Origin of the sequence: Streptomyces sp. NPDC088400, assembly GCF_044753355.1 — a bacterium.
Lineage (GTDB): Bacteria > Actinomycetota > Actinomycetes > Streptomycetales > Streptomycetaceae > Streptomyces.
This window is the reverse complement of record NZ_JBIVMZ010000004.1, coordinates 383,001-409,323: the sequence shown is the minus strand read 5'-3', so window position 1 is coordinate 409,323 and position 26,323 is coordinate 383,001. Positions and strand designations below refer to the sequence as shown.

Below are 26,323 nucleotides of genomic sequence, written 5' to 3'. Positions count from 1 at the left end.
TCACGGGCGCGGGCCGCCGGCCCCCGGTACGTACGCACACGCGTACGCACAGGGACCCGGCGGCCTGGCGCAGGCGCCGGCGTCGGCGCCTGCGGTCGCGTCACCCGAACGGGTGCACGATGATGGGTTCAGCTCGGGGTGGCCCGCACCGCACCGCAGGCCGGCGCGGTGCATCGCGCTCAGGAGGCATGATCCCCATGACCACGGCCAAAGGCACGATCACCGCGAAAGACATCATGCACCGCGGGGCCCAGTGGCTCCCCGCGCACGAAACCCTCGACCGCGCCGCCCAGTTGATGCGCGAACTGGATGTGGGCGCGCTTCCCATCGCGGACTCGGCCGAGCGGCTGACCGGCATACTCACCGACCGCGACATCGTCATCGGCTGTGTGGCGATGGGCCATGACCCGGCGCAGACCACGGCGGGCGAGATGACCCACGGCACACCCCGCTGGATCGACTCGGGCGCGGACGTGGACGAGGTGCTGCGGGAGATGAAGAGCCACCGGATCCGTCGGCTCCCGGTGATCGAGGACAGGCGTCTCGTCGGGATGATCAGCGAGTCCGATCTGGCGCACCACCTCTCCGAGGGGCAGATCGCCGGGTGGGCCGAAGAGGTCTACACACAGACCTGATCCGCGCACGTCGGTAAACAGTCAGGGCAGGGCGTGCGGTGCATGCGGGGCGGTACGCGGTCCGGCCCCGTAGGCGGTACGCGGTCCGGCCCGTAGGCGGTACGCGGCCCGGACTCGTAAGCGGTACGCGGTCCGGCCCCGTAAACGGACAAGACCGTAAACGGACAGGACCGTACGGTCCTCCCGACCGGCCACGGTCCCGGCCGCCGCCCCCTCCCCACCGTCCCGAGTGGGCCGCCCCACACGTCCACCCGAAGACATCGCGTCAGTCAGACGATTACACTGGGCCCGTGCCTCAACTACGCCTCGCTCTGAATCAGATCGACTCGACCGTCGGCGATCTCGCCGCGAACGCCGAGGCGGTCGTGCACTGGACCCGGCACGCCGCCGAGCAGGGAGCGCATGTGGTCGCGTTCCCCGAGATGGTGCTGACCGGTTACCCCGTCGAGGACCTCGCGCTGCGGTCGTCCTTCGTCGAGGCGTCCCGGGCCGCCGTGCGCGCGCTCGCGGTCCGGCTCGACGAGGAGGGCTTCGGGGAGCTGCCCGTCATCGTCGGCTACCTCGACCGTTCCGAGAGCGCCCAGCCCCGGTACGGCCAGCCCGCCGGCGCCCCGCGCAACGCCGCCGCCGTCCTGCACCGCGGCGCGGTCGCGCTGAACTTCGCCAAGCACCATCTGCCGAACTACGGCGTCTTCGACGAGTTCCGCTACTTCGTGCCGGGCGACACCATGCCCGTCGTCCGTATCCACGGCATCGACGTCGCGCTCGCGATCTGCGAGGACCTCTGGCAGGAGGGCGGCCGCGTTCCGGCCGCCCGGTCCGCCGGGGCCGGGCTGCTGATCTCCATCAACGCCTCGCCGTACGAGCGGGAGAAGGACGACACCCGCCTCGACCTGGTGCGCAAGCGCGCCCAGGAGGCCGGCTGCACCACCGCGTATCTCGCGATGATCGGCGGCCAGGACGAGCTGGTCTTCGACGGTGACTCGATCGTGGTCGACAGGAGCGGCGAAGTCATCGCGCGTGCGCCCCAGTTCGCGGAGGGCTGCGTGGTCCTGGACCTCGACCTGCCGGCCGCGGCGGCCGAGCCCGCCTCGGGGGTCGTGGACGACGGGCTGCGCATCGACCACGTCATTCTCTCCGAGGACCCCCTCCCCGCCTACGAGCCCGAGCTGGCCGGCGGCTACGCCGACCGCCTGGAGGACGACGAGGAGGTCTACTCTGCACTGGTCGTGGGCCTACGCGCGTACGCCGCCAAGAACGGCTTCCGGTCCGTCCTCATCGGGCTCTCCGGCGGCATCGACTCCGCGCTCGTCGCCGCCATCGCCTGCGACGCGCTCGGCGCGCAGAACGTGTACGGCGTCTCCATGCCGTCCAAGTACTCCTCCGACCACTCCAGAGGCGACGCGGCCGAGCTGGCCCGCCGTACGGGGCTCAACTTCCGTACGCACGCGATCGAGCCGATGTTCGACGCGTACATGGAGTCGCTCGGGCTGACCGGACTCGCGGAGGAGAACCTCCAGTCCCGGCTGCGCGGCACGATGTTGATGGCCCTCTCCAACCAGGAGGGCCAGATCGTGCTCGCGCCGGGCAACAAGTCCGAGCTGGCGGTGGGGTATTCGACGCTGTACGGCGACTCCGTCGGCGCGTACGGACCGATCAAGGACGTCTACAAGACGGCGGTCTTCCGGCTCGCCCGGTGGCGCAACCGCGCCGCCGAGGAGCGCGGCCAGACCCCGCCGATCCCGGAGGCGTCCATCTCCAAGCCGCCGAGCGCCGAGCTGCGGCCGGACCAGCTCGACACGGACTCGCTGCCGGACTACGACGTACTGGACCGGATCCTGGAGCTGTACGTCGACCGCGACCAGGGCAAGGACGCGATCGTCGCGGCGGGCTTCGACGACGAGGTGGTCACGAAGACGCTGCGGATGGTGGACACGGCGGAGTACAAGCGGCGCCAGTACCCGCCGGGCACCAAGATCTCCGCGAAGGGCTTCGGCAAGGACCGGCGGCTGCCGATCACGAACCGCTGGCGCGAGACGCCTTCGCACAGCTAGGGCGTCTCCGGCGGACGGCCGGAGCGTGGTCCTGTCCGCCCGGCGGCTGTGGCGCTGACGTATGGCGTACGTGCGTCAGCGCCCCCATCAGCGCGTATGACGTACGTCATACGGCATACGCGCTGACGTATGACGTACGCAGCGCCCCCGTCAGTGCACCCGCTCCGTCTCCGTCGCTTCGGCCGCCGTGCCGCCCGTGGCCGAGGCGACGATCCGGGACTGGCCCGTCGTACGGTCGCGGTCCAGCAGTCCGGCCGTCACCGCGATCGCCAGGCCGACGACCGCGAGCACCGAGCCGACCAGGGCCGGGGACATCCAGCCCCAGCCCGAGGCGATCGCCACGCCGCCGACCCAGGCGCCGCCCGCGTTGGCGAGGTTGAACGCCGAGTGGTTCGAGGCGGAGGCGAGCGTGGGGGCGTCCTTGGCCTTCCGCATCACGAGCATCTGGAGCGGGGTGGTCGTCATGAACCCGACCGCGCCCAGCACCACGACCGTCGCCAGCGCCGCCCACTGCACATGCACGGTGAAGCGGAAGGCGACCAGCACCACGGCGAGGGCGCCGAGCGAGGTGTACAGCGTGGGCCGCAGCGCCCGGTCGGTCAGCGGACCGGCCGCCAGCGCGCCCAGGGTCATGCCGATGCCGAAGAGCGCGAGGACAAGCGTCACGGACGACTCGCCGAAGCCCATGACCTCGGTGGTGATCGAGGCCAGGTACGAGTAGACGGCGAAGACCCCGGCGAAGCCGAAGACGGCGGTCGCGAGCCCGAGCAGCACCTGACGGTTGCCGAGGGCGCGCAGCTCGCGGCCCACGCTCTGGTGCGCGTCGACGGGGACGTACGGAACGAGCCGGGCGAGCGCCGCCAGCGCGACCACGCCGATCAGCGTGACGACCAGGAAGGTCGCGCGCCAGCCGAGGTTCTGGCCGAGCAGGGTGGCCGCGGGGACACCGACGATGTTCGCGACGGTCAGGCCGAGGAACATGGTCGCGACGGCCCGCGCCTGCCGCCCCTCGCTCACCAGCCGGGCGGCGACGACCGCGCCGACGCCGAAGAACGCGCCGTGCGGGAGCCCCGCGAGGACCCGGCCCGCCATCAGCCAGCCGAAGCCGGGGGCGAGCGCGGAGGCGAGGTTGCCGACGATGAAGAGCCCCATCAGCAGCACGAGCATCCGCTTGCGCGGTATGCGGGAGCCGACGGCGGTGAGCAGCGGGGCGCCGATGACGACGCCGATCGCGTACGCCGACACGAGGTAGCCGGCGGTGGGCACGGACGTTCCCAGATCGTCCGCGACATTGGGCAGCAGGCCCATCATCACAAACTCGGTAGTACCGATGCCGAAGGCGCTCACAGCAAGCGCGAGCAGGGCCAGGGGCATGAAGAAAAACCTTTCCACAGTGAGGCTCGGGTGCACGTACCTCTTCAGACCGACCGGTCTTAAGTACCTCTGCGGAACAAAGTCTCTCAGCCCTGGTATTCCGGAAGATGAACTCCGGATTGCGACTGACGTGTCGAACAGATCACACCCCGTGACACGCGCCACACCACCGGCCGGGCAGGGCCGGGCCGGTGGGCCCGGGGGGGCGGGGGGGGGGCGGGGGCCAGGATCCCGGCCCCGACCCCCGGCCGGATCAGCGCAGCTCGACCCGTGCCGCTATCGGCAGATGGTCGCTGTCGGTCCGGGGAAGGGTCCACGACGAGGTCGGTTCGACGCCCTTCACCATGATCTGGTCGATCCGCGCCAGCGGGAACGCCGCCGGCCAGCTGAACCCGTTCCCGTGCCCCGCCGCGCCCTGGGTCGAGCGCATCTGGGCGGTGACGCCTTCGAGCGCGCGGTCGTTCATCGTGCCGTTCAGGTCGCCGAGCAGGACCACCTGGGGGAGCTGCTCGTCGGCGATGGCCTCGCCCAGCGCGTCCGCGCTCTTGTCACGCTGGTTGGCGGTGAAGCCCGCGTGCAGCTTGACCCGTACGGAGGGGAGGTGCGCCACGTAGACGGCGACCTCGCCGTGGGCCGTGGTGACCGTGGAGCGCATGGCGCGGACCCAGCCCAGCTTGATGTCCACCGGCTTGGTGCCGCTCAGTGGGTACTTGCTCCACAGCCCGACCGTGCCCTGCACCGAGTGGTACTTGTACGTCCCTTTCATCGCCGCCTCGTACACCGGTACGGCCTTGGCCGTCAGCTCCTCCAGGGCGACGACGTCCGCGCCGGAGGCCACCATCTTGCCGGCGGTGCCCTCGGGGTCGGGGTTGTCCGCGTTGACGTTGTGGGTGACGACGGTGAGTTCACCGGCGTCGCGCGCCGGGTCGGTCTTGTCGGTGAAGAGCCCGCCGAAGAGGTTCACCCAGACCACGGCGGGCAGCAGCACCGCGATCAGGGCGACGGCGGAGCGTCGCACCAGCGCCAGGAGGAAAATCAGCGGAACGAACAGACCGAACCAGGGCAGGAACGTCTCGGTGAGACTGCCCAGGTTGCCGATCGTGTTCGGCAGCTGGGCGTGAAAGATCATCAGCAGGGTGACCAGTACGGCGAGAATCGCCAGCACGATGCCGCGCCGCCAGATCCCGGGGTCATGTCGCCAGCGGTCGATCATGGTTCTGACGCGGGATCCGGTTCGGTGCTGCTCCCCGTCCGCCGTCACCGATTCCGCCGTGTACTCCTGCGTCATGTCCGCTGCCCTCACTGCCTTGCCGTGCACGCCCGCCCCCGACCCTAGGCGATATTCGTGCCCTTTCCTCGCCGCCCGGGAGCAGCCGTACCGCCACGGAGACGAAGGTGGCCGGTCCACAGGTTCCGACCACGGACGAACGGCAGGGGGGTGTGACAGAACACGCATGCTCACGACGGCGTTTCGCCGTTTCGCCTGCCGCGCGTGTCAGCCGCGCGCCTCAAACCTCACGGCTCAAATTCGTGCCTCGGTCGCGCGCCTCAGCCGTGTCTCGGCCGCGTGTCTCAGCCGCGTGTCTCAGCCGCGTGCCTCAGCCATGTCTCAGTCACGTGCCTCAGCCATGTCCTCGGTCGCACGGTTCGATCGTGGGCTCAAGCCCTGGAGCGCCGTACGGATGATCTGATCGGCGAGGTCCTCCTCCAGCGGCGCGGCGGGCCGGTGCAGGGTGCGCATGAGCATGGGGCCGACCAGCAGGTCGTTCATCAGCTCCTCGTCCAGGTCGTCACGGAATTCACCGGAGGCGATACCGCGGCGGATCGCGGCCAGCGTGGCCTGGTGCCGTGGTTCGACGACCGTCCGGCGGTACTCCTCCCAGAGCTTGGGCTGACTCTTCATCTCCACAACGACGTTGTGGAGCATGGCGGAGGAGCGCTGAGCCATCCCCCGTCGGCGCATCGACTCCAGCAGGACCGTCAGATCGTCGGTCGCCGAGGTGCCGGGGAGGGCGGGTTCGGGCGGTTCGATCTCCCGCAGAATGTCCAGAAAAAGCTCCCCCTTGCCGTGCCAGCGCCGGTAGATGGTGGCCTTGCCGACACCGGCCGTACGGGCGATGCGCTCGATGGAGAGGGCACCCAGCGGCACTCCGTCCTCCAGCAGGCTCACGACGGCGTCCAGGATCGCCCGTTCGGCGGCCTCACTGCGTGGCCTCCCGCGCCGGTGCTCCTTCTCGGGCTCGCACGCCTGCTTCTCGTGCTCGCCATGCCCGCCGTGCTCGTGACCCTGCTCCCGCACGTGTCCCACCTCTCACCGTTGGGACCCAATTCTCGTACACGGCAGGGCCCGACGGCTCACGGCCGACAACACCGGCCGGCACCGGCCCCCGTCGTCCGACGACACCGTCCTCGCCGCCCGGCGACACCGGCCCGTACATACCCCGTACATACGGCCGTACGGCGACACCGGCCCCGTACGTACGGCGAGACCAGCGCCGCCGGACGGCGCACCGCCGGTCACCGACCGGTCATGGCCCCCACTGTCGGCGCCTCATCGGGCTCGCTCCCCGCCGGCTTCTCCGCCGGCGGCCGGCCCGGCAGGAACAACCCGACCACCACCGCCCCGATCAGCGCGACCCCCGCCGAACAGAGGGCCGTGACATGCATCGCGTCCAGGAACGCGTCGTACGCCGAACCGATCAGCGGCCTGCCTGCCGGGCCGAGCTTCTCCGCGATGCCGATGGTCGCCTCGATCGACTCCCCCGCCGCGTCCCGTGCCGCCGCCGGTACGGCGCCGAGGTGTCCCTCGATCCGGCCCCGGTAGGTCGCGGACAGCACCGAGCCGAGGACCGCGATGCCCAGGGCCCCGCCGACCTGCCGGAAGGTGTTGTTGATCGCCGAGCCGGAACCCGCCTTCTCGCGGGGCAGCGCCTGCATGACCGCCACGGTCACCGGCGGCATGATGTGGGCCATTCCGCTGCCCTGGACGAAGAAGACCACGCACAGCACCCAGACCGGGGTGCCGGTGCCGAAGAACGCGAACGCCGCGAGCCCGCCCGCGACCAGCAGCATGCCGCCCGTGCAGACCGCGCGGGCGCCGAACCGGTCCACGACCAGCCGGGCGCGTGGCGCGAAGATCATCTGGGCGGCGGCCAGCGGCAGGATCAGCAGCCCGGACTGGAGCGCGCTGTAGCCGCGCACGCTCTGGAGGTAGAAGGCCGAGAAGAAGGTCACGCCCATCAGCGCGAAGAAGACCAGCGCGATGGCGGCGACGGCGGCGGCGAAGGCCGGCTTCTTGAAGTACGCGATGTCTATGGACGGGTGGCTGCTGCGCTTCTCGTGGTAGACGAAGCCCGTCAGTACGGCCAGCCCGCCCAGCAGCGACGCCAGCACGGTCGGCTCGGTGAAGTCGGCCAGCTCGCCGCCGCGGATGATCCCGTACACGAGCAGGACGAGTCCGACGATGGAGAGCGCGACGCCCAGCGGGTCGACCCGGCCCGGCCTGGGGTCCTTCGAGTCCGGCACCAGCAGCACCATGGCGATCAGCGCGACGACCGCCACCGGGACGTTGACCAGGAAGATGGAGCCCCACCAGAAGTGCTCCAGCAGCAGACCGCCGGTGATCGGCCCTATGGCGATGCCGAGGCCCACACTGCCCGCCCAGATCCCTATGGCCTTGGGCTGCTCCTCGCGCTCGAAGACGTTCATCAGGACGGCGAGGGTGGCAGGCATCACGAAGGCGGCGCCGAAGCCCATCAGGGCGCGGTAGCCGATGAGTTCGGCGGGAGATCCGGACATGGCGGCGAGCGCGGATCCGGCGCCGAACACGGAGATGCCGAAGAGCAGCACCTTCTTGCGGCCGATGCGGTCGCCGAGGAGGCCCGAGGTGAAGAGCAGCCCGGCGAAGACGAGCGTGTAGGAGTTGATCGCCCACTCCAGCTCGCTCTGGGTGGCGCCGATTCCGGTGGGTTCGGGGGCGGCGATCGTCTTGACCGCCACGTTCAGGATCGAGTTGTCCAGCACCACGATGAGCAGGCTGAACATGAGCACGCCCAGGATGGCCCAGCGGCGACGGTGGACGGATTCGGGAATCTCGGACATACGAGGTGCGGCGGTGGGGCCGCCGGACGGTGAGGACATGGCACACAGGCTAAGGCATTTTCGATACGAGACCGTCTCGTATTGGAAAGTTTTTACCGTGCGGACCCTCAGGGGCACCGCGGACGTTCCCGGGCACGGGGACAGGGGCGGAGTCGGAGTCGGGGTCGGAGTCCGCGGGAGGTGGCAGGAGGTCGCGGGAGGTGAGGGACACACTTCCCGGGAGCGGCCTCGGGATGCCACCATGGGTGTGGTCCGGGGACGCCGTCAGGGTGCCTCGAGATGACGAAAGGGCCATTGGCCATGACTGTTCAGGCTGTTCCGGCTGAGCCGAAGCCGCCCGCGGGTACGGGACTCCCCGACGCCGCTGCCGGGCGCGACAGCGCCAAGGCGCTGTACGGGGGCCGGAGTTCCCGCCGTATCACCGTCCATGACATCGCCGCAGCCAAGGAGCGCGGCGAGAAGTGGCCCATGCTCACCGCGTACGACGCGATGACGGCCTCCGTGTTCGACGAGGCCGGTATCCCGGTCATGCTCGTCGGCGACTCCATGGGCAACTGCCATCTCGGCTACGAGACCACCGTCCCGGTCACGCTGGACGAGATGACGATGCTCTCCGCCGCCGTCGTACGGGGCACGAAGCGCGCCCTGATCGTCGGCGACCTCCCCTTCGGCTCGTACCAGGAAGGCCCGGTCCAGGCCCTGCGCAGCGCCACCCGCCTGGTGAAGGACGCGGGCGTCGGAGCGGTCAAGCTGGAGGGCGGCGAGCGCTCCCACAGCCAGATCGAGCTGCTCGTACAGTCCGGCATCCCGGTGATGGCCCACATCGGGCTCACCCCGCAGTCCGTCAACTCGATGGGTTACCGGGTACAGGGCCGCGGCGAGGAGGCCGCCCAGCAACTGCTGCGCGACGCCAAGGCGGTGCAGGACGCGGGCGCCTTCGCGGTCGTGCTCGAACTGGTGCCGGCCGAGATCGCCGCCGAGGTCACACGCGTCCTGCACATCCCGACGATCGGTATCGGTGCCGGGCCCGAGACGGACGCGCAGGTGCTCGTCTACACGGACATGGCCGGCCTGACAGGCGGCAGGGTGCCGCGCTTCACCAAGCAGTACGCCAACCTCCGGCAGACGCTCGGTGATGCGGCGAAGGCGTTCGCCGACGAGGTCGTTGGAGGAACGTTCCCGCAGGAGGAGCACACCTTCCACTAGGCCCTGTCGCAGAGGTCCTGTCGCAGAGGTCCTGTCGCAGAGGTCCTGTCGCAGAGGTCCTGTCACATCGCGCAACACGGCTCAACACCCTGAAAACCACTGCCCGCACGAACGACAGCCCGCCGATCTTCCCCCGTCGGCGGGCTGTCGGCTGTCCGGGAGCGGTCCGGTGGCGGAGAGCGGTCCGGTGGCGCTCAGAGGGCGGCCGTCTCATCCGCGCTCGCGGAGGTACGCCTCCAGTTCGGCGGCCCCGGTCAGCATCGCCCGCCCTCGGGCGGACAGCCTGCCGTGCCAGTCGCGCAGGGCGGCTCCCAGCGGCTCCAGCCCGCCGGCCGCCCGCACTTGGGCGATCAGCGGGGCGATCTGCTCCAACAGGTAGCCGCCGCGCCTGAGTTGGTGGGTCAGCCGGGCATCCCGTACGTCGGACTCGTCGTAGACGCGGTACCCGGTCCTCGGGTCGCGGCGCGGGCGCACCAGCCCGGCGCGTTCCCATTTGCGCAGCGTCGCGGGCCGGATCCCGAGCTTCCCTGCCAGCGGCCCGATGAACGTACCGCCGGACCCAGCCCCGGACCCGGACACCGCAGTCGGCTCGTACTCCGCGCCGGGCTCGGACGCCGTGGTGGGCGCCAGGTCGCGGAGGGCGCTCTCCACGGCCCGGAGCGTCCGCCGGTCCTCAAGGAGTTGGGCGTGGCTCTCGTCGATGAGGCGGAACGCCTCCTCGGCCGCGTCCTCGTTCACCGCCCGCATGATCGACGTCGCCGTCCCGTGGCCGTGGCCGGGTGCCAGGGCGAGGAACGCGCGCAGGGCCGCCGCGTGCAGCGCGGTATAGGTGCGGTAGCCGTGGGGCGTGCGCCCGGCGGCCGGAAGGATGCCGGCCTCCTCGTAGTTCCTGATCGCCTGCGTGGACAGACCGTGTCCACGCGCCAGGTCGATCGGCCTGAGCTGTCCACCGTTTTGAAGGTTTCTCTTCATGAGCCTGCCGATATCGCGAAAAAGTCTCAACCGTTGGTTCAACGATACCGTTTAAGGCATGGCTACTGACATCAAGGAAACCGTCCATGCCGTCGAGGCCGCCGCCGTCATGAGGCTGCTCCCGGGCCGGCCACGACTGCTCGCCGTGGGCGAGCCCACCCACGGCGAGGACCCTCTCCTCGACCTGCGCAACGAGCTCTTCCAGCAGCTCGTCGAGCAGGAGGGCTACCGGACGATCACGATCGAGAGCGACTGCCTGATGGGCCTGGTCGTGGACGACTACGTCACCTCGGGCACGGGCACCCTCGACGAGGTCATGGAGCGCGGATTCAGCCACGGGTTCGGCGCGTCCGCCGCCAACCGCGAACTCGTGCGCTGGATGCGCGCGTACAACGTCCGCGCCGACAGCGACGGCCGGCCCGCGTCCGAGCGGCTCCGCTTCGCCGGTTTCGACGGCCCGCTGGAGATCACCGGCGCCGCGAGCCCCCGGCAGGCCCTCACCGCACTCCACGGCTACCTCGCGGACCGGGTGGACACGGACCTGCTCCCCTGCGCCGGGGAAACGCTGGACCGCCTGCTCGGTGCCGACGACCGGTGGACCGATCCCGACGCGATGATGGACCCGGCCAAGTCCGTGGGACAGTCGGCCGAGGCCAAGGAACTGCGCCTGCTGGCCGACGACCTGGTGGCGCTGCTCGACGCGCAGACGCCGCACCTGATCGCGTCGACCTCGCGGGACGCCTGGGACCGGGCGTGCCTGTACGGACGTACCGCGATCGGCCTGCTGCGCTACCACTACTGGATGGCCGACACCTCACCGGCCCGCATGACGCGGCTGTGCGGGCTGCGGGATCTGATGATGGCCGACAACCTCCTCGCGGTCGCGGCTCGGGGCCCGGCACTCATCCACGCCCACAACTCCCATCTCCAGCGGGAGAAGAGCTCGATGAGGATGTGGCAGGGGCCGGTGGAGTGGTGGAGCGCCGGTGCGCTCGTGAGCGCACAGCTCGGCGAGGAGTACGCCTTCGTCGCCACGGCCCTCGGCACGATCCGGCACCAGGGAGTGGACACGCCGCCGCCGGACACCGTCGAAGGAGTCCTGTACGCGCTCCCGGAGGACCGCTGCGTCGTCGACGCCCGCCGGCTGGCCGACGCCCTCGGGGAGACACTGCCCGCGCCCCGCGTATCCCCCTGGTTCGGCTACGCCCCGCTGGACCCGGCCCACCTGGCGGACAGCGACGGCATCGTGTTCGTCAAGGACGTCCCGCAGATCTAGCACCCCCTCCCGACAGCGGCCCGAAAGCCCCCTGTAGGCGGCTTGTCGGTCGATTGTCGGTGGCGGCTGTTCCTATAGGAGCATGATGCGAAACGACAAGAACCCCAACGGCAGCCGCACGGGCAACGCCGTCGAGGTGCGGGGGCTGGTCAAGCAGTACGGCGGGCCCCAGGGCACCCGGGCGCTCGACGGAGTCGACCTCGATGTGCGCGAAGGCACCGTCCTCGGGGTGCTCGGGCCCAACGGCGCCGGCAAGACAACGCTCGTCCGTATCCTCTCCACTCTCGTCCAGCCGGACGCCGGGACCGCGATGGTCGCCGGGTACGACGTGCTGCGCCAGCCCCGCCAGCTGCGCCGCACCATCGGCCTCACCGGCCAGTACGCCTCGGTCGACGAGAAGCTGTCCGGCTGGGAGAACCTCTACATGATCGGCCGGCTCCTCGATCTGTCCCGCAAGGACGCCCGCCGCCGGGCCGACGATCTGCTGGAGCGCTTCTCGCTCACCGACGCGGCCAAGAAGCCCGCGGTGCAGTACTCGGGCGGTATGCGGCGGCGGCTCGACCTGGCCGCTTCTATGATCGGCCGGCCGTCCGTGCTGTATCTGGACGAGCCGACGACGGGGCTCGACCCTCGTACGCGCAACGAGGTCTGGACCGAGGTGCAGCGGATGGTCGCGGAGGGCTCGACCGTCCTGCTCACCACCCAGTACATGGAAGAGGCCGAGAAGCTGGCGAGCGAGCTGACGGTCATCGACCGCGGCCGGGTCATCGCCAACGGCGGGGTCGACGAGCTGAAGGCGAAGGTCGGCGGCCGTACCCTCCAGATCCGGCCGACGGATCCGGCTCAACTCTCCGCGATGGCACAGGCGATCGCGGAGACCGGACTCGACGGCCTGTCCGGTACCCAGGCAGTTCAGGACGAGGGGCTGCTGTACGTCCCGATCCTCACCGACGAGCAACTGACAGCGGTCGTCGGCCTGTTGGGGGAACGCGGCTTCGGCATCGCCCACATCGGCACCCATCTGCCCAGCCTGGACGAGGTGTTCCTGGCCATCACCGGCCAGAAGACGACCTCCACGTCCGACAGCGCCCCCGAGGAGATCGCGGCATGAGCGGCACCACGAGTACGACCGGTACCACGAGTACCACGAGTACCACGAGCACGACTGGCACCGCCAGTACGACTGGAAACACGGGTACGGCCTCTCAGCCCGCCTCCGCTCCGCCGTCGACACCGGCGCCCGCACCGTCCCGCGCCCCCGCCGACGAGGGCCGGATCGGTCTGCGCGCCAATGTCCGGCACATCGGGGCGCTGGTGCGCCGTAACGCCCTCCAGATCAAGGCGGATCCGGAGTCGATGTTCGACGTCCTGCTGATGCCGATCATCTTCACGCTGCTGTTCGTGTACGTCTTCGGCGGCTCCGTGGGCGCGAGCCTGGGCGGCAGCCGCGACGACTACGTGAACTATGTGGTGCCCGGTCTGATGGCGATGATGGGCATGAACATCTCCATGGCGGTCGGCACCGGCGTGAACGACGACTTCCGCAAGGGAGTCATGGACCGGTTCCGTACGATGCCGATCGCCCGGTCCTCCGTGCTGATAGCCAAGATCGTGGTGGAGATAGGCCGGATGCTGGTCGCCACCACCATTCTGCTCGGCATGGGCTTTCTGCTCGGCATGGAGATCAAGACCTCGGTGCTGGAGCTCCTCGGAGCGGTCGGCCTCTCCCTTGTGTTCGGCGCTTCGCTGATGTGGATCTTCATCCTGCTGGGACTCGCCATGAGGACGGCGCAGGCCGTCCAGGGGGTGGCCATGCTCGTACTGATGCCCTTGCAGTTCGGTTCGTCCATCTTCGCCCCGACGTCCACGATGCCGGGCTGGCTCCAGGCCTTCACCGACTACAACCCGCTCTCCAACCTGGCCGACGCGGCGCGGTCACTGATAAACGGCGGCCCGGTCGCCCACTCGGTGTGGATCACGCTGGCCTGGTCGGCGGGCATCACGCTGGTGTCGGCGCCGCTGGCGGTGGCCAAGTTCCGCAAGAAGTCCTGAGGCTCTGGAGGGGGGAGACGCGGGATCAGTGGGTCAGACGAGGGCGGCGGCCTCCTCCATGGTGAGGTCACCGCCCTCTGCGTGCGCCGCCTCGAACGCCGCGTCACCGAGGACGGACTTAGCGGCCTCTCGCGCCTTCGCGAGGACCTCCCGCTCGATATGGGCCCGGAAGTGCCCGCCGGGCAGCAGCACGTCGTACGCGCCGATCAGCCGGGCGGCATCCCGTGCCCGACCGGGGCCATCCCCCGTCGCGTCGCCGGCGCCCGCCTGCCCTGCCTGCCCCGCCAGCGCCCATGCGGCCGTCACCAGATGAATGGGGGCCATCTCCGGGGCGACCATCCGCGACAGGGGCGACAGCGCGTACTCCAGGGCCACGCGGCACTGCTCCAGCGCATCGGCGTAACGGCCGTCCCCACAGTCCAGCCAGGCGACGATCCCCCTCACCAGGCCCTCGAAGATGATCAGCGTCTTGCTGTTGAACCTTTCGATCAGCAGGTCCAGTTGTTCCCGGGCCTCGTCCCCACGTCCGGTACGGCCCAGCCACACCGCGAGAAAGACCCGGCCCGCGAGTGCCACCTCGGCTCCCGAGTCCCGGGCCTTGGCCAGCACCTCACGGAGGATGCGCTCCCCCTGCTCGCCCTGGCCCGTCTCGAACATCGTCATTGCCAGCCGGGCCCGCAACACGCCGACCTGGCCCTGCGCGCCGAGCCCCTCGGCGCGGCCGATGGCCGCCGCGTAGTCCTCGCCGGCGAGGGCGAACTCGCCTGCCTTCTCCCTGGCCTCACCCCGGGCCGAGAGCGCCTCCGCCGTGCCCCAGATGTCGCCGAGCCGCTCGTAGATCGCCAGGCTGCGGTCGGCGTCGCGGCGCGCGTCCCCCGTCCACTCGCTGCGGTTCGCGAGGGCGTTGGCCCGTACATGAAGCGTGGCGGCCAACTCCCACTCGTAACCGAACGCCTCACAGGCCTCCACGGTCTCGTCCATGACCTGCCTGAGCCGGTCGGTGTCCCCGGTGAGCATGATCGCGTAGATCCAGAGGGCGCCGGGGAACCGGCAGGTCTGCGGCAGGCCCGGCCGGTAGACGGTGGTCACCGCTTCCGTCCACTGCCGTTTCTCGGGCGAGGTCCAGTCCTCCGTCTCGTGGTTCATGCTGACCATCCCGATCAGCCGCACCTGGCGCCGGGCCTCCTGGAGCACGTCCGGCGCCATGGGCGGGGGCGCGTCCGTACACCGCTGCGGGATCGGCGACGCGGGTCGCGCGGGCGGGGCGAACGGATCGGGCCCGAGGTCCGTGGCCGCCCTCGACCACTGGCGGATGTCGGCGCGCAGATCGAGCATCTGCCAGAACCAGGAGATGGAGAGTACGAGACAGAGCATTTCCTGCTCGTCACGGGCGGCGGCGGCCCGGCGCAGCGCGGTCCGCAGGTTCTCGTACTCCAGCTGGAACCGGGCGATCGCGGCACGCTGGCCGAAGCCGCGCAGCAACGGGTCGGTGGTACGGGCCAGTTCGCGGTGGTACACGAGGTGCCGACGCTCGACGGCGGCCCGTTCGCCGGCCTGGTCGAGGCGCTCGGCGGCGTACTCCGCGACGGTTTCCAGCAGCCGGTAGCGCATGTCGCCGTCCGGCGAAGGGGCGGCGACGACAAGGGACTTGTCGATGAGCGAGCCGAGGAGCGCGGCGACATCGCGGGATGCGACGGCGCCGTCGTCCGAGGGACCGCCCACCGAGAGACCGCCGGCCGAGGGACCGCCGGCCGTGGGACCGTCAGCCGTGGGACCGCCCGCCGAGAGACCGTCGGCCGTGGGACCGCTGCCCTGGACGCTCCCGTGCAAGGTTTCTCCGTCACCGCCGTCCTGCTCGGTGTCGGCGCACACGCTCTCGGCGGCCGTCAGCCCGCAGCCGCCCGCGAAGACGGACAGCCGCCGCAGCACCGCGCGTTCGGGCGCGTCCAGCAGGTCCCAGGACCAATCGACCACGGCGCGCAGGGTCTGCTGGCGCGGCAGTACGGTCCTGCTCCCGCTGGTCAGCAAGCGGAAACGATCATCCAGACGGTCCGCGATCTGGCGCGGGGTGAGCATCCGCAGCCGGGCCGCCCCCAGCTCGATCGCGAGCGGCAGCCCGTCCAGCCGCCGGCAGATCTCCGCCACGGAGGCCGGGTCGCCGGCGGGATCGAATCCGGGGCGTACGGCACGGGCCCGCTCCGCGAACAGCCGGTGCGCCGGATCGGGCGGCAGCGGCTCCACCGGACGGACGACTTCACCGGGCACCCCGAGCGGCTCCCGGCTGGTCGCCAGGACGGTCAGTCCCGGGCAGCGTGCGAGCAGCTCCTCGGCGAGGCCGGCGGCGGCCTCGACCACATGCTCGCAGTTGTCGAGCAGCAGGAGCATGCGACGGCGCGCGCAGTGATCGGCCAGTCGTACGAGCGGCTCGTCGCCGTGCCGGTCGGCGGCCCGCAGCTCCTCCGCGCCCACCCCGCGCAGTACGGTCGCGCGGGCGCCGACCGCGTTCAGGACGGCCTCGGCCACATTCTCCGGGTCGTCCACGGGCGCCAGTTCGGCGAGCCACACCCCGTCCGGCCAGTTCCCGGACACCCGCTCGGCGGCCTCCTGCGAGAGCCGCGTCTTGCCCGCGCCGCCGGGCCCCAGCAGGGTGACGAGCCGGGCCCGCCCGAGATCGCCGCGAATGGCCTCGATATCGCCTTCGCGCCCCACGAAACTGGTGAGGCGGGCGCGGAGGTTGCCGGGAGGAGCGGCGGCGGGACGGTTCGAGCCGAGGCCGGTGCCGACGCCGATACCCGTGCCGGTCCCGTGGCCCGCCCCCGCGCCCCCGTCAGCACCCACACCCACACTCGCACTCGCACTCGCACTCGCACCGGCACTGGCACTGGCACTGGCACTGGCACTCACGCTGACGTCGAGCAACTCGCGGTGCAGCGAACGCAGTTCAGGCCCCGGGTCCGTACCCAGCCGGTCCGCCAGAGCGCGGCGGACACGCTCGTACGCCGCCAGCGCCTCCGCCGGGCGGGACGCGTCGCGGAGGGCACGTATGCGCAGTGCCTGGAGAGGCTCGTCCAAGGGGAACTCGCGGCAGAGCGCGGCCAGTTCGGGCAGGGCTTCCTTCGCCCGGCCGAGGGCGAGCATGGCGGTCAGCCGGGCCCGGCAGGCCTCCAGGCGCCAGGTCTCCCAGCGGGCCGCCTCGGCCGTACGGTCGGGGAGGTCGGCCAGTACGGAACCCCGCCAGAGCGCGAGCGCGTCATCGAGCAGGTCGGCCGCCTTGGCCGCGTCGCCCTCCTCCAGAGCACGCGTGCCCTCGCCCGCGAGAGCGCCGAAACGATGGAGATCCACGTCCTCCTCGTCGGCGCACAGCCGGTACCCACCGTCCGTCGAGGCCACGGCCGTGGCGCCGAGCGCCCGTCGCAACCGTCCGACCAGGGCCTGAAGCGCCGCGACCGCGTCCGAGGGCGGGTCGCCGTCCCAGACTTCGTCGACGAGCACGCCGACCGGGACCGTACGCCCGGGGCGCAGCGCGAGCACCGTCAGCAGCGCACGCAGCCGTGCTCCACCGAGGGCGACGGGGGTGCCGTCGTCGTGGAATGCCCGAGTGGTGCCGAGGACGCGGTAGCGCATGCGCCCATTGTCGGTGACGGCCATCAGGTCGGTCCCCCCACATCTCATGTGGGACCAGCTTCCTGGAACTCACATCCGGTGGCGAGACGTTTTCACCTCGCCCGCTGTACGGTCGGGCTGGCCCGACCGCCCGTACCACCCTCCCGGGGAGCCCCGCCGATGACCACCGCCTCCACCCGTACCAGCGATCGACGGGTCTCCCCCGTCTTCCTGGGGATCGCCGCCGTCACAGCCGTCGCGGGCTGGGCCGTGTGGACGGACTTCGCGGCGGAGATCGGAGTCGCGGTCTTCCTGTTCGTCACGGGCGCCTGGATCGTCTCGCTCTGCCTCCACGAGTACGCGCACGCCCGCACCGCGCTGCACAGCGGCGACATCTCGATCGGCGCGAAGGGCTATCTCACCCTCAACCCGCTCAAATACACCCACGCGCTGCTGAGCATCGTCCTCCCCGTGATCTTTGTGATCATGGGCGGCATCGGCCTGCCGGGCGGGGCGGTCTTCATCGAGCGGAACCGCATCCGGGGCCGCTGGAAGCACAGCCTGATCTCGGCGGCGGGCCCGCTGACGAACGTACTGTTCGCGATAGTCTGCACGGCGCCCTTCTGGCTGGGCGCCCTGGACGGAGTGCCCCCGGCCTTCCGCTACGCACTGGGCTTCCTCGCCCTGCTCCAGGTCACGGCGGCGATCCTGAACTTCCTGCCGGTGCCGGGCCTGGACGGCTACGGGATCATCGAGCCCTGGCTGTCGCACAAGTTCCGCAGGCAGGTGGAACCGTTCGCGCCGTTCGGGCTGCTCGCGGTCTTCGTCATCATCTTCATCCCCGAGGTGAACACGGCGTTCTTCGACGCGATCCACGCGATCCTGCGAGGGCTGGGCGTCACGGATGTGGACGCGTACTGCGGGCAGAACCTGTTCCGCTTCTGGACCGACCGGAACGAATACTTCTGCGGGATCAACTCGTAGCGTCGCCGGGATCCATGGCGCGCAGAGGCCGGCCCGGCCGGTGAGGCCGGGCCGGCCGTCAGGTGCGGCCTACGCGCCGTCGGTGACGTCGATGGCCGCAGCGGGGCAGACGGCGGCGGCCTCGGCGACCGCCGCGTGCTGCTCCTGCGGCGGGCGCGCGTCGAGCAGGACGACGATGCCGTCATCGTCGCGCTGGTCGAACACCTCCGGAGCGATCAGTACGCACTGGCCGGCGCCGCAGCATTTGTCCTCGTCAACGGTGACGTTCATGCGAGGCTCCCTTTCTTCGTGACGGATCGTCGTAACTGATCGTCGTGGTGACTGATCGTCGTGACGAATCTTCGTGACAGATCTTCGTGATCGTTGTTCGCGAGGGTTCTCGTGACCATGGTGATGGATGGGGTGGGCGGGGTCACCAGCGGACGGGGACTTCGCGCAGGCCGCCGACCAGCAGCCCTTCCACCCTTTCCAAGTCTTCGGTGGGCACGGCCAGTTCGAGGGTGGGCAGTTTGCGCAGCAGGGCTTCCAGTACGACCTGGAGTTCGGTGCGGGCGAGTGCCTGCCCCAGGCAGGAGTGGGGCCCGGCGCCGAAGATGAGGTGAGGGTTGGGACTGCGGCTGAGGTTCATGTCCTCGGCGTCGGCGAAGACTTCCTCGTCGCGGTTGGCGGCCGGCATGCTGCAGATCACGGTGGTGCCGCGCGGCACCGTCTCTCCGCCGATCTCCGTGTCCTCGCTGATGTAGCGCCTGAGGCCGAATCCGAGGTTGGTGTCGAAGCGGAGGGCCTCCTCGACGGCCGTGCGCACCAGGGAGGGGTCGGCGAGCAGCTGTTCCCACCGGCTGCGGTCGGCCAGGAGCATGGCGATCATCTTGCCGATCATGTTCGCGGTGGTCTCGTGCCCGGCGACCAGCAGCCCCATCGCGGTCACCAGGAGTTCCTTGTCGGAGAGACCCTGGCCTTGGCCCTGGCCTTCGCCCTCGCCTTCGCCCTCGCCTTCGCCTTCGGCGTCCTTGATGAGCATGCTGAGCAGGTCATCGGCCGGCTCTTCACGCTTGGCGGCGATGTGTCCGGACATGTACTCGACGAACTCGGCCTGGGCCCTGTCGATCTCCTCCTTGCTGAACCGGGTGACGCTGAGGAACGCGTCGGACCAGTGGGAGAGGCGGTCCCGGTCGTCGGCGGGCACACCGAGCATGTCGCAGATCACATACACCGGCAGGAGAAAGCCCAGGCGAGCCTTGAGGTCGGCAGGCCCGCCGCCTTCGACCATCTCGTCGATGAGCCGCTCGGCGGTCGCGGTCATCCGGGGGCGCAGGGCCGTCATGCGCTTGGCGGTGAACCACTTGCCCACCTGGCGCCGCCATCGCTGGTGCGGCTCTCCCTTGGCGGCCAGGGTGAGTTCCGTGCTGCCGGTGGCGGCGACTCCGCCCGCTCCCTCGGGCGCGAGCCGGGCCGAGTCGTCCTGAGCGGTCGGGCGGGCGAAGCGCGGGTCGGACAGCAGGCCTTTGACGTGCGCGTGACGGGTGAGCAGTGTCGCCCGGTCGCCACTGGGCAGTTCGATCGCGGCCACCGGACACTGCTGACGCAGCCGCTCCCACTCGGCAGGGGCTTCGAGTGCTCCCTCGTACGGCAGTGGGTAGCGCACGGCCTCTTCGCTCTGACTCATGTGAATTCTCCCTACCGGAGTGCGCCGTGGGCGCGGAAGCAATCCTGGCGTCGCACGCTACAGGCGAATTGCATCATGCATAAAGAGTGCATGATGCTTTTGGCGAGCATGATGCACATCCGGCTGGCGTAGTGTGCGCCTGTGCAGATGCGCGATCCGGAGGTAGTCGAAATGGATGCCCAGCAGGCAGGGGAGCAGATCGAGCGGGAGATGCTGATTCTCACGAGGCACCGCGAAATGGCCTCGCCTCGCCGACTGGGCGGCAGCGAGGCCCTGGACCGCAGCGCCTACGTGCTCCTCAGCCGGATCGAGGTGCAGGGCCCCATGTCGGTGGCCGACTTCGTCGACGCCTTCGGCCTGGCCGCCTCCACCTTCAACCGGCAGACGACCGCCCTCCTCAAGGAGGGGCTCGTCGAGCGGACGCTCGATCCCGACGGCGGAGTGGCCCGCAAATTCCGCATCACGCGGAAGGGTCGGGAACGGCTGAAAGCCGACCGCGACAGAATCGTCAACGGACTGTCCGAAGTGATCGCCGGCTGGGCACCCGAACGTCTCGACAATTTCGTCGCCGACCTCCAGCAGTTCAACGAGGACATCGAACGGCTCACCGGCCGCCCCTGGCCTCGCTAGTGCCGGTCGCGGCACTGGGGCGTGTCCGGCGCATCGTCGCGGATCAGCTTGCCGCCGTTGTCGTGTCGGCCTCGGCCGCACGCTCGGCCTTCGCCTTGCGCAGGTAGTACCAGGCCATGTTGGACGAGAGCCCGGCGAGCAGCACCCAGACGATGCCGATCAGGTTGCCCCGGGCGAACGAGACCACGGCCGCGATGACGGTCAGGGCGCAGACGGCGAGGGCGTACAGAGCGAGGCGGGGCATGGGGCGCTACTCCTGTCGGGGCTTCCGGTCGTACGCGTTCCAGTGTCCCCCATGCCCTGGAAGGCATGGACCTGACCCGGTAACGCTCACCGGCCGGTGTGGTGCGTACGGGACCTGGCCCTGGCCCGTACACACCGCACCCGTCGGTGTCGGTCAGTCGGCGTAGGTCAGTCGATGACCATCAGACGTCCGTCACGCGCAGTCCGGCGTGCGCCTTGTAACGGCGGTTCACCGAGATCAGGTTGGCCACCAGCGACTCCACCTGATGGGCATTGCGCAGCCGGCCCGCGAAGATCCCGCGCATGCCAGGGATACGGCCCGCCAGCGCCTGCACGATGTCGGTGTCCGCACGCGTCTCGCCCAGCACCATCACATCGGTGTCGATCCGCTCGACCGCCGGGTCCTGGAGAAGCACCGCCGACAGATGGTGGAAGGCGGCGGTCACCCGGGATTCCGGCAGCAGGGCGGCGGCCTGTTCGGCGGCGCTGCCCTCCTCGGGCTTCAGGGCGTACGCACCCTTCTTGTCGAAGCCGAGCGGGTTGACGCAGTCGATGACGAGCTTGCCCGCCAGTTCCTGGGTGAGGGACGCCAGGGTCTTGGCGTGCCCGTCCCACGGCACGGCCACGATGACCACATCGCTGCGCCGCGCGCACTCCGCGTTGTCCGCGCCCTCGACACCCGCCACGCCGAGCCCGGCAGCCGCCGCCTCGGCGCGCTCGGCCGCCCGCGAACCGATGATCACTTTCTGTCCGGCCCTGGCCAGCCGGTAGGCGAGTCCACGCCCCTGGTCGCCGGTGCCGCCGAGCACCCCGACGACGAGACCCGCGACATCGGGGAGGTCCCAGGGGTCCTTGGCGGGGGGCTTGGGCGATGTGCTGCCACTGTCCGTTGAAGTCATGTCCCCGACCCTACTGGGCAGTAGACGATCACGTTCGGGTGAGCCGCCGACTACCGCCCGCGCCACGCGCCGCGCTGCGGCAGGATGCGGGGCCATGGATGCCGTACGTGTCGCGCTGCTGCGTGAAGTCCTCGCCGGGACGGAATGGCCCGCCGCGACGCGCCGGTTCGCGGGAAGCCTGCGGTCCTCCGTCGTGCCGCACGGCGGCGGGCTGCTGCTGGTCGGGACCGAGGAGTACGAGCCGTGGCATCTGGCCGCGCATCTGGTGGACGAGGCCGCGTGGTCAGGGCAGCCGGAGCTGACTCCCACGCTCGTACGGCACCGGGTGCGGCCCGGGGACCCGGCACATCTGGCGGTCGGCCTCGGCCGGTTGGAGGCGGCGGGCCGGGGCGAGACACTGCTGGTGGTGGCACCGGAGCGGCCGGACGCCGGGCTGCTGGAGCGGGTGCACGACGCGCGGCGGGCCGGGGCGACGGTGCTGTCGCTGGACGGCGGGGACGCGGAGGTACGTGCGCTGTCCCACGACGCGCTGACGGTACGGGCGCCCGGTGCCGGGCCCGGCACGGAACGCGGCACGCGAGGCGGCACCGAACGGGCCACGCAGCGCGGCTCGGTGCCCGGCGGAGGGGACGGGGCGGGAGACCCCGTGAGAGACAGTGCGGGAGACGGCGTGGATCTCGACACCGTGCAGCACCTGGTGAGCGCCGCCGCCGGGGAGAACAGCCTTCCCGGGCCGCGCGGACGACGCCGGTTCCGGGACCGACTGTCGTGGCTGGCGGACCAGTTGACGGCGCCGCCCCCGGTCCGTTGGTAGCCCGTTGCCCGACCGCCGAGGTGTCTCCGGCCGACGAGGTCCATACGACTGTCCGTACGGCTGACGCGGTTGCCTGTGCGTGCCCTCAGCACTCAAGATGGCCCCTCGTGACCAGAAAGCTCGGCACCGGAAGGCTCGGCACGATCCTTCCGGACCTCTCCCCCTTCCGTTCCTCCCGGGATTTCCGGCTGCTCTGGGTGCAGGGGCTGGTGACGAACTTCGGCAGCTTCATGGCGATGATCGCCCTGCCGCTCCAGATCAAGGACCTCACGAACTCACCGCTCGCCGTCGGCGCCATGGGCGCGGTGGAACTGGTGCCGCTCATCGTCTTCGGCCTGTACGGCGGGGCCCTCGCCGACGCCGTCGACCGGCGCAAAGTCATCCTCCTTACGGAGGCGGGACTTGGGCTGCTCGCCGTCGTACTGCTGGTCAACTCCGCCCTGCCGCAACCACTGCTGTGGCCGCTGTACGTGGTGGCGGCGGGAGTGTCCGCGCTGGCCGGTCTCCAACGTCCGGCGCTGGACTCGCTGATGGCCCGGATCGTCCCGCACGACCAGCTCACGGCCGCCGCCGCGCTCAACTCCGTGCGCTGGCAGCTCGGGGCGATCGCGGGGCCGTCACTGGCCGGTCTTGTCGTCGCGTACGCCGGTCACGCCACGGCCTACGGCGTCACCGTCCTGGGCTTCTTCGCCTCCGTACTGATGTGTCTGCGGCTGGCGTCGGCGCCCGCCGCGCACGACGCGGAGAAACCGTCGCTGCGTGCCATAGCCGAGGGCGCGCGTTACGCGTGGAGCCGGCCGGTGCTGCTGGGGACGTACGCGATCGATCTGGCCGCGATGTTCTTCGCCTTCCCGAACACGATTTTTCCCTTCCTCGCGGACGATCTGGACGCGGAGTGGTCACTGGGACTGATGTACGCGGCGGGGTCGGTCGGCTCGGTGGTGCTCAGCCTGACCAGCGGCTGGACCTCGCGGGTACGCCGGCACGGGCTCTTCGTGGTGTTCGGCGCGGCGGGGTGGGGGCTGGCGATCACGGCGGCCGGGTGGTTCTCCGACATCCGGGTGGTGCTGGTGTGCCTGGCGTTCGCGGGCGCGGGCGACATGCTCAGCGGCCTGGGCCGCTCGACCATCTGGAACCAGACGATCCCGGAGGAGCTGCGCGGCCGTCTCGCGGGCATCGAGGTGCTCTCGTACAGCATCGGCCCCCAGCTCGGCCAGGTCCGCGCCGGTGCGATGGCGGGCTGGACGGGGACGCGGCCGGCGATCTGGGGCGGCGGGGTCGCCTGCGTGGCCTCGGTGGGGCTGCTGGCGACGGTACTGCCGAAGCTGCTGACGTACGACGCGGCCACGGACGAGGACGCGCTGCGCCGCCGCGCGCAGAAGGAACAGCGGGAACAGAGCGAACAGAGCGAACAGAGCGAACAGAAGGAAGCTTCGGGGGAGGCCGCGACGACGTAGGACGGCGGGCGGGGCGTCCCGGGCCGTGGTCCGTACGGTACGGGCGTCCTGGCGCGGTTGACCGTACGGACCGCTCGGGCCCGTACGGTCCGGAACAGGTCCGTAGGGTCCGAGCGGCCGAACCGAACCGGACCGGACCGCCCAAGCCCTACGAACTGGTCGGACCGTACGGCGGGACCCGTAGCCCTACGGACCGTACGGCCGGACCCGTGCCGTCAGGCGGGCGTGCCCTTGCCCCCGCTGCCGCTTCCGTTCCCGTCCCCGCCCTTCGTCACGTCGTGCCAGCGCGGGTCCGTCTCCCACTCCAGGTTGCGCTCCCTCGCCGTCTGCATCGCGTGTTCCGCCTCCTGGCGGTTCGCGTACGGCCCGAAGCGGTCCTTGGCCGGGCACTCGGGGCCCTCCTCGACCTTCTGGTCGCGCAGGCAGTAGTACCACTCGCCGGGCTTACCAACCGTGCGCTTCTTGAACAGGGCCATCATCGGCTCCTCCCTCTCGTCAGCGCCTCTTCACGGCCTCTTACGCCATGCTGCCCCACACCCCCTGGTTAGACTCGCTGGCATGTCTGGCCAGTCGCTGCTCGTACCAGGGGAGCTCTCTCCCGTCCGTTCCGTACCCGGAAAGATCCGGCGCCCCGAATATGTCGGGAAGCCCGCGCCCACGCCGTACACCGGGCCGGAAGTCCAGTCCGCCGAGACGATCGAGCTGATGCGGATCGCCGGGAGGATCGCCGCCCGTGCGATGGAGGAGGCCGCGAAGCACATCGCGCCCGGCGTGACCACGGACGAGCTGGACCGGGTCGCGCACGAGTACATGTGTGATCACGGCGCCTATCCGTCGACGCTCGGCTACCGCGGCTTCCCCAAGTCGCTGTGCACGTCCGTGAACGAGGTGATCTGCCACGGAATCCCGGACTCCACCGTCCTGCGTGACGGGGACATCGTGAACCTGGACGTCACCGCGTACATCAACGGCGTACACGGCGACAACAACGCCACCTACTTCTGCGGGAACGTGGACGAGGAGTCGAAGCTCCTGGTGGAGCGGACCCGCGAGTCACTGAACCGTGCCATCAAGGCCGTACGTCCCGGCCGCCAGATCAATGTGATCGGGCGCGTCATCGAGTCGTACGCGAAGCGCTTCGACTACGGCGTCGTCCGGGACTTCACCGGGCACGGGATCAACTCGTCCTTCCACTCCGGGCTGATCGTCCCGCACTACGACAGCCCGCACGCCACCACCGTCATCGAGCGGGGCATGACCTTCACCATCGAGCCGATGCTCACGCTCGGTACGTACGAGCACGACATGTGGGACGACGGCTGGACCGTGGTGACGAAGGACCGCAAGCGCACCGCGCAGTTCGAGCACACGCTGGTGGTGACGGAGACGGGCGCGGAGATCCTCACGCTGCCCTGAAGATCCCCACGCCGCACTGAAGCCTTCGAGGTTGCACCGGGGCGGGGACGGGGTAGCGTTTTTACCGACACGACGTCGGGAACCGGTTGACTTAGGTAAACCTAAGTAAGAGTATCGGTCCTGGCGGCAGCTCACGCTGCCGGTGCCGGCATCCGCCTGCTCCCGTCCCTCGGTCTCCGGAGGCTCGCCTTGGACGCAACCGCCACCGCCACACCCACCCCGTTCTCCACGCTCCTCCGTGTCGCCACGCACGAACAGCACGCCCAGGGGCAGACCTCGACGTTCATGGGCGATCTGCTGGGCGGCCGGCACGAGGTGGACGCGTACGCGCGCTACACGGAGCAGCTGTGGTTCGTGTACCGCGCGCTGGAAAGCGCCGGGGAGACGCTCACGACCGACCCGGTCGCCGGGCCGTTCATCCAGCCGGAGCTGGCGCGCACTGCCGAGCTGGAGCGCGATCTGGTCCATCTGTGCGGGCCGGACTGGCGTACGGGACTTGAGCCGCTGCCCGCGACCACCGCGTACGTCGCGCGGATCGAGGAGTGCGCGCGCACCTGGCCCGGCGGCTATGTGGCGCACCACTACACGCGCTATCTCGGGGATCTCTCCGGCGGCCAGATCGTCCGCGACATGGCGGAGAAGACCTGGGGCTTCGCCCGCAAGGGAGACGGCGTCCGGTTCTACGTCTTCGAGTCGATCCCCAACCCGGCCGCGTTCAAGCGGGGTTACCGCGAGCTGCTGGACCAGATGCCGGCGGACGACCTGGAGAAGCAACGGGTCATAGACGAGTGCAAGCGCGCGTTCGACGACAATGTGGCGGTGCTCCGGGAGCTGGCGGCACGGTTCCCGCTGAGCGCGTAACGCCTCTGGCGGGGTGTGGGGCGGGGCGCCACCCAAACGCCCCCACCCCCCCCCCCCCGGGGGCGGGTTAGCGGGGGACA

At 70.3% G+C, this 26,323-nt stretch carries 23 protein-coding genes; 12 read left to right on the top strand and 11 right to left on the bottom strand.

The features are described from left to right. The first annotated feature begins 197 nt into the window (after positions 1-197). Together ACIQD6_RS13135 and ACIQD6_RS13130 are read left to right on the top strand one after the other, a co-directional pair. Positions 198-635: a CBS domain-containing protein gene (locus ACIQD6_RS13135; RefSeq protein WP_401881417.1), complete on the top strand. Its 438-nt coding sequence runs from the start codon at positions 198-200 to the stop codon at positions 633-635. Positions 636-925: 290 nt separating this feature from the next. Next, entirely contained in the window at positions 926-2,689 is a 1,764-nt protein-coding gene (locus ACIQD6_RS13130) for an NAD+ synthase (protein ID WP_401881415.1), read from the top strand. A 150-nt stretch (positions 2,690-2,839) separates the two neighbouring features. Here ACIQD6_RS13130 and ACIQD6_RS13125 read toward each other — a convergent pair whose 3' ends face one another. The 4 genes from ACIQD6_RS13125 to ACIQD6_RS13110 all read right to left on the bottom strand — a co-directional run bounded on the left by ACIQD6_RS13125 (position 2,840) and on the right by ACIQD6_RS13110 (position 8,203). After that, on the bottom strand, positions 2,840-4,063 hold the full coding sequence (locus ACIQD6_RS13125) for an MFS transporter (protein ID WP_401881413.1): 1,224 nt from the start codon (positions 4,061-4,063) through the stop codon (positions 2,840-2,842). A 253-nt stretch (positions 4,064-4,316) separates the two neighbouring features. Next, positions 4,317-5,276 (bottom strand): endonuclease/exonuclease/phosphatase family protein, encoded by a 960-nt coding sequence (locus ACIQD6_RS13120; RefSeq protein ID WP_401881729.1) that lies wholly within the window; start codon positions 5,274-5,276, stop codon positions 4,317-4,319. A 396-nt stretch (positions 5,277-5,672) separates the two neighbouring features. Continuing rightward, positions 5,673-6,362, bottom strand: coding sequence for a TetR/AcrR family transcriptional regulator (locus ACIQD6_RS13115; protein ID WP_401881412.1), 690 nt, complete (start codon positions 6,360-6,362; stop codon positions 5,673-5,675). A gap of 218 nt (positions 6,363-6,580) precedes the next feature. Further along, on the bottom strand, positions 6,581-8,203 hold the full coding sequence (locus tag ACIQD6_RS13110; protein ID WP_401881410.1) for an MFS transporter: 1,623 nt from the start codon (positions 8,201-8,203) through the stop codon (positions 6,581-6,583). A gap of 261 nt (positions 8,204-8,464) precedes the next feature. Here ACIQD6_RS13110 and panB point away from each other — a divergent pair, with 261 nt between their 5' ends. After that, a complete protein-coding gene (gene panB, locus ACIQD6_RS13105; RefSeq protein WP_401881409.1) occupies positions 8,465-9,370 on the top strand; it encodes a 3-methyl-2-oxobutanoate hydroxymethyltransferase in 906 nt (301 codons plus the stop codon). Positions 9,371-9,580: 210 nt separating this feature from the next. Here the strand turns inward: panB and ACIQD6_RS13100 are convergent, their stop codons facing one another. Further along, positions 9,581-10,342, bottom strand: a complete 762-nt coding sequence (locus tag ACIQD6_RS13100) for a TioE family transcriptional regulator (RefSeq protein ID WP_401881407.1) — start codon at positions 10,340-10,342, stop codon at positions 9,581-9,583. Between the two features lie 58 nt (positions 10,343-10,400). On the opposite strand from ACIQD6_RS13100, the gene ACIQD6_RS13095 reads away from it, so the two are divergent. The 3 genes from ACIQD6_RS13095 to ACIQD6_RS13085 all read left to right on the top strand — a co-directional run bounded on the left by ACIQD6_RS13095 (position 10,401) and on the right by ACIQD6_RS13085 (position 13,670). Next, the gene (locus tag ACIQD6_RS13095) at positions 10,401-11,618 is read left to right on the top strand and encodes an erythromycin esterase family protein (RefSeq protein ID WP_401881405.1); all 1,218 of its coding nucleotides are present in this window, start codon (positions 10,401-10,403) and stop codon (positions 11,616-11,618) included. 82 nt (positions 11,619-11,700) lie between these two features. Continuing rightward, positions 11,701-12,729: an ATP-binding cassette domain-containing protein gene (locus tag ACIQD6_RS13090; protein WP_401881403.1), complete on the top strand. Its 1,029-nt coding sequence runs from the start codon at positions 11,701-11,703 to the stop codon at positions 12,727-12,729. Continuing rightward, positions 12,726-13,670 carry an ABC transporter permease gene (locus ACIQD6_RS13085; RefSeq protein WP_401881402.1) on the top strand — a complete coding sequence of 315 codons (945 nt, stop codon included), beginning with the start codon at positions 12,726-12,728 and terminating at the stop codon, positions 13,668-13,670. Before ACIQD6_RS13090 ends, ACIQD6_RS13085 begins: the two co-directional genes overlap by 4 nt. 33 nt (positions 13,671-13,703) lie before the next feature. Here ACIQD6_RS13085 and ACIQD6_RS13080 read toward each other — a convergent pair whose 3' ends face one another. Beyond that, positions 13,704-17,294, bottom strand: coding sequence for an AfsR/SARP family transcriptional regulator (locus tag ACIQD6_RS13080; protein ID WP_401881400.1), 3,591 nt, complete (start codon positions 17,292-17,294; stop codon positions 13,704-13,706). A 159-nt stretch (positions 17,295-17,453) separates the two neighbouring features. Here ACIQD6_RS13080 and ACIQD6_RS13075 point away from each other — a divergent pair, with 159 nt between their 5' ends. Continuing rightward, a complete protein-coding gene (locus ACIQD6_RS13075) occupies positions 17,454-18,257 on the top strand; it encodes a site-2 protease family protein (RefSeq protein ID WP_401881398.1) in 804 nt (267 codons plus the stop codon). 69 nt (positions 18,258-18,326) lie between these two features. Here ACIQD6_RS13075 and ACIQD6_RS13070 read toward each other — a convergent pair whose 3' ends face one another. Further along, positions 18,327-18,527, bottom strand: a complete 201-nt coding sequence (locus ACIQD6_RS13070) for a ferredoxin (protein WP_401881396.1) — start codon at positions 18,525-18,527, stop codon at positions 18,327-18,329. Positions 18,528-18,669: 142 nt separating this feature from the next. Further along, positions 18,670-19,923: a cytochrome P450 gene (locus ACIQD6_RS13065; RefSeq protein WP_401881394.1), complete on the bottom strand. Its 1,254-nt coding sequence runs from the start codon at positions 19,921-19,923 to the stop codon at positions 18,670-18,672. Between the two features lie 171 nt (positions 19,924-20,094). Here ACIQD6_RS13065 and ACIQD6_RS13060 point away from each other — a divergent pair, with 171 nt between their 5' ends. Continuing rightward, positions 20,095-20,553, top strand: a complete 459-nt coding sequence (locus ACIQD6_RS13060; protein WP_401881393.1) for a MarR family winged helix-turn-helix transcriptional regulator — start codon at positions 20,095-20,097, stop codon at positions 20,551-20,553. Between the two features lie 43 nt (positions 20,554-20,596). Here the strand turns inward: ACIQD6_RS13060 and ACIQD6_RS13055 are convergent, their stop codons facing one another. Beyond that, positions 20,597-20,797 carry a hypothetical protein gene (locus tag ACIQD6_RS13055; RefSeq protein WP_401881391.1) on the bottom strand — a complete coding sequence of 67 codons (201 nt, stop codon included), beginning with the start codon at positions 20,795-20,797 and terminating at the stop codon, positions 20,597-20,599. Between the two features lie 181 nt (positions 20,798-20,978). Further along, positions 20,979-21,695 carry an NADPH-dependent F420 reductase gene (gene npdG, locus ACIQD6_RS13050; protein ID WP_401881389.1) on the bottom strand — a complete coding sequence of 239 codons (717 nt, stop codon included), beginning with the start codon at positions 21,693-21,695 and terminating at the stop codon, positions 20,979-20,981. Between the two features lie 94 nt (positions 21,696-21,789). Between npdG and ACIQD6_RS13045 the strand changes: the two genes are divergently transcribed. Together ACIQD6_RS13045 and ACIQD6_RS13040 are read left to right on the top strand one after the other, a co-directional pair. Continuing rightward, positions 21,790-22,509: a hypothetical protein gene (locus ACIQD6_RS13045; RefSeq protein WP_401881387.1), complete on the top strand. Its 720-nt coding sequence runs from the start codon at positions 21,790-21,792 to the stop codon at positions 22,507-22,509. Between the two features lie 107 nt (positions 22,510-22,616). Continuing rightward, positions 22,617-23,966, top strand: a complete 1,350-nt coding sequence (locus ACIQD6_RS13040) for an MFS transporter (protein ID WP_401881385.1) — start codon at positions 22,617-22,619, stop codon at positions 23,964-23,966. 215 nt (positions 23,967-24,181) lie between these two features. Here the strand turns inward: ACIQD6_RS13040 and ACIQD6_RS13035 are convergent, their stop codons facing one another. Then, positions 24,182-24,442: a hypothetical protein gene (locus ACIQD6_RS13035; RefSeq protein ID WP_401881727.1), complete on the bottom strand. Its 261-nt coding sequence runs from the start codon at positions 24,440-24,442 to the stop codon at positions 24,182-24,184. Between the two features lie 82 nt (positions 24,443-24,524). On the opposite strand from ACIQD6_RS13035, the gene map reads away from it, so the two are divergent. Next, positions 24,525-25,382 carry a type I methionyl aminopeptidase gene (gene map / locus ACIQD6_RS13030; protein WP_401881383.1) on the top strand — a complete coding sequence of 286 codons (858 nt, stop codon included), beginning with the start codon at positions 24,525-24,527 and terminating at the stop codon, positions 25,380-25,382. Positions 25,383-25,571: 189 nt separating this feature from the next. After that, positions 25,572-26,243 (top strand): heme oxygenase (biliverdin-producing), encoded by a 672-nt coding sequence (locus ACIQD6_RS13025; RefSeq protein ID WP_401881381.1) that lies wholly within the window; start codon positions 25,572-25,574, stop codon positions 26,241-26,243. Positions 26,244-26,323 lie beyond the last annotated feature (80 nt).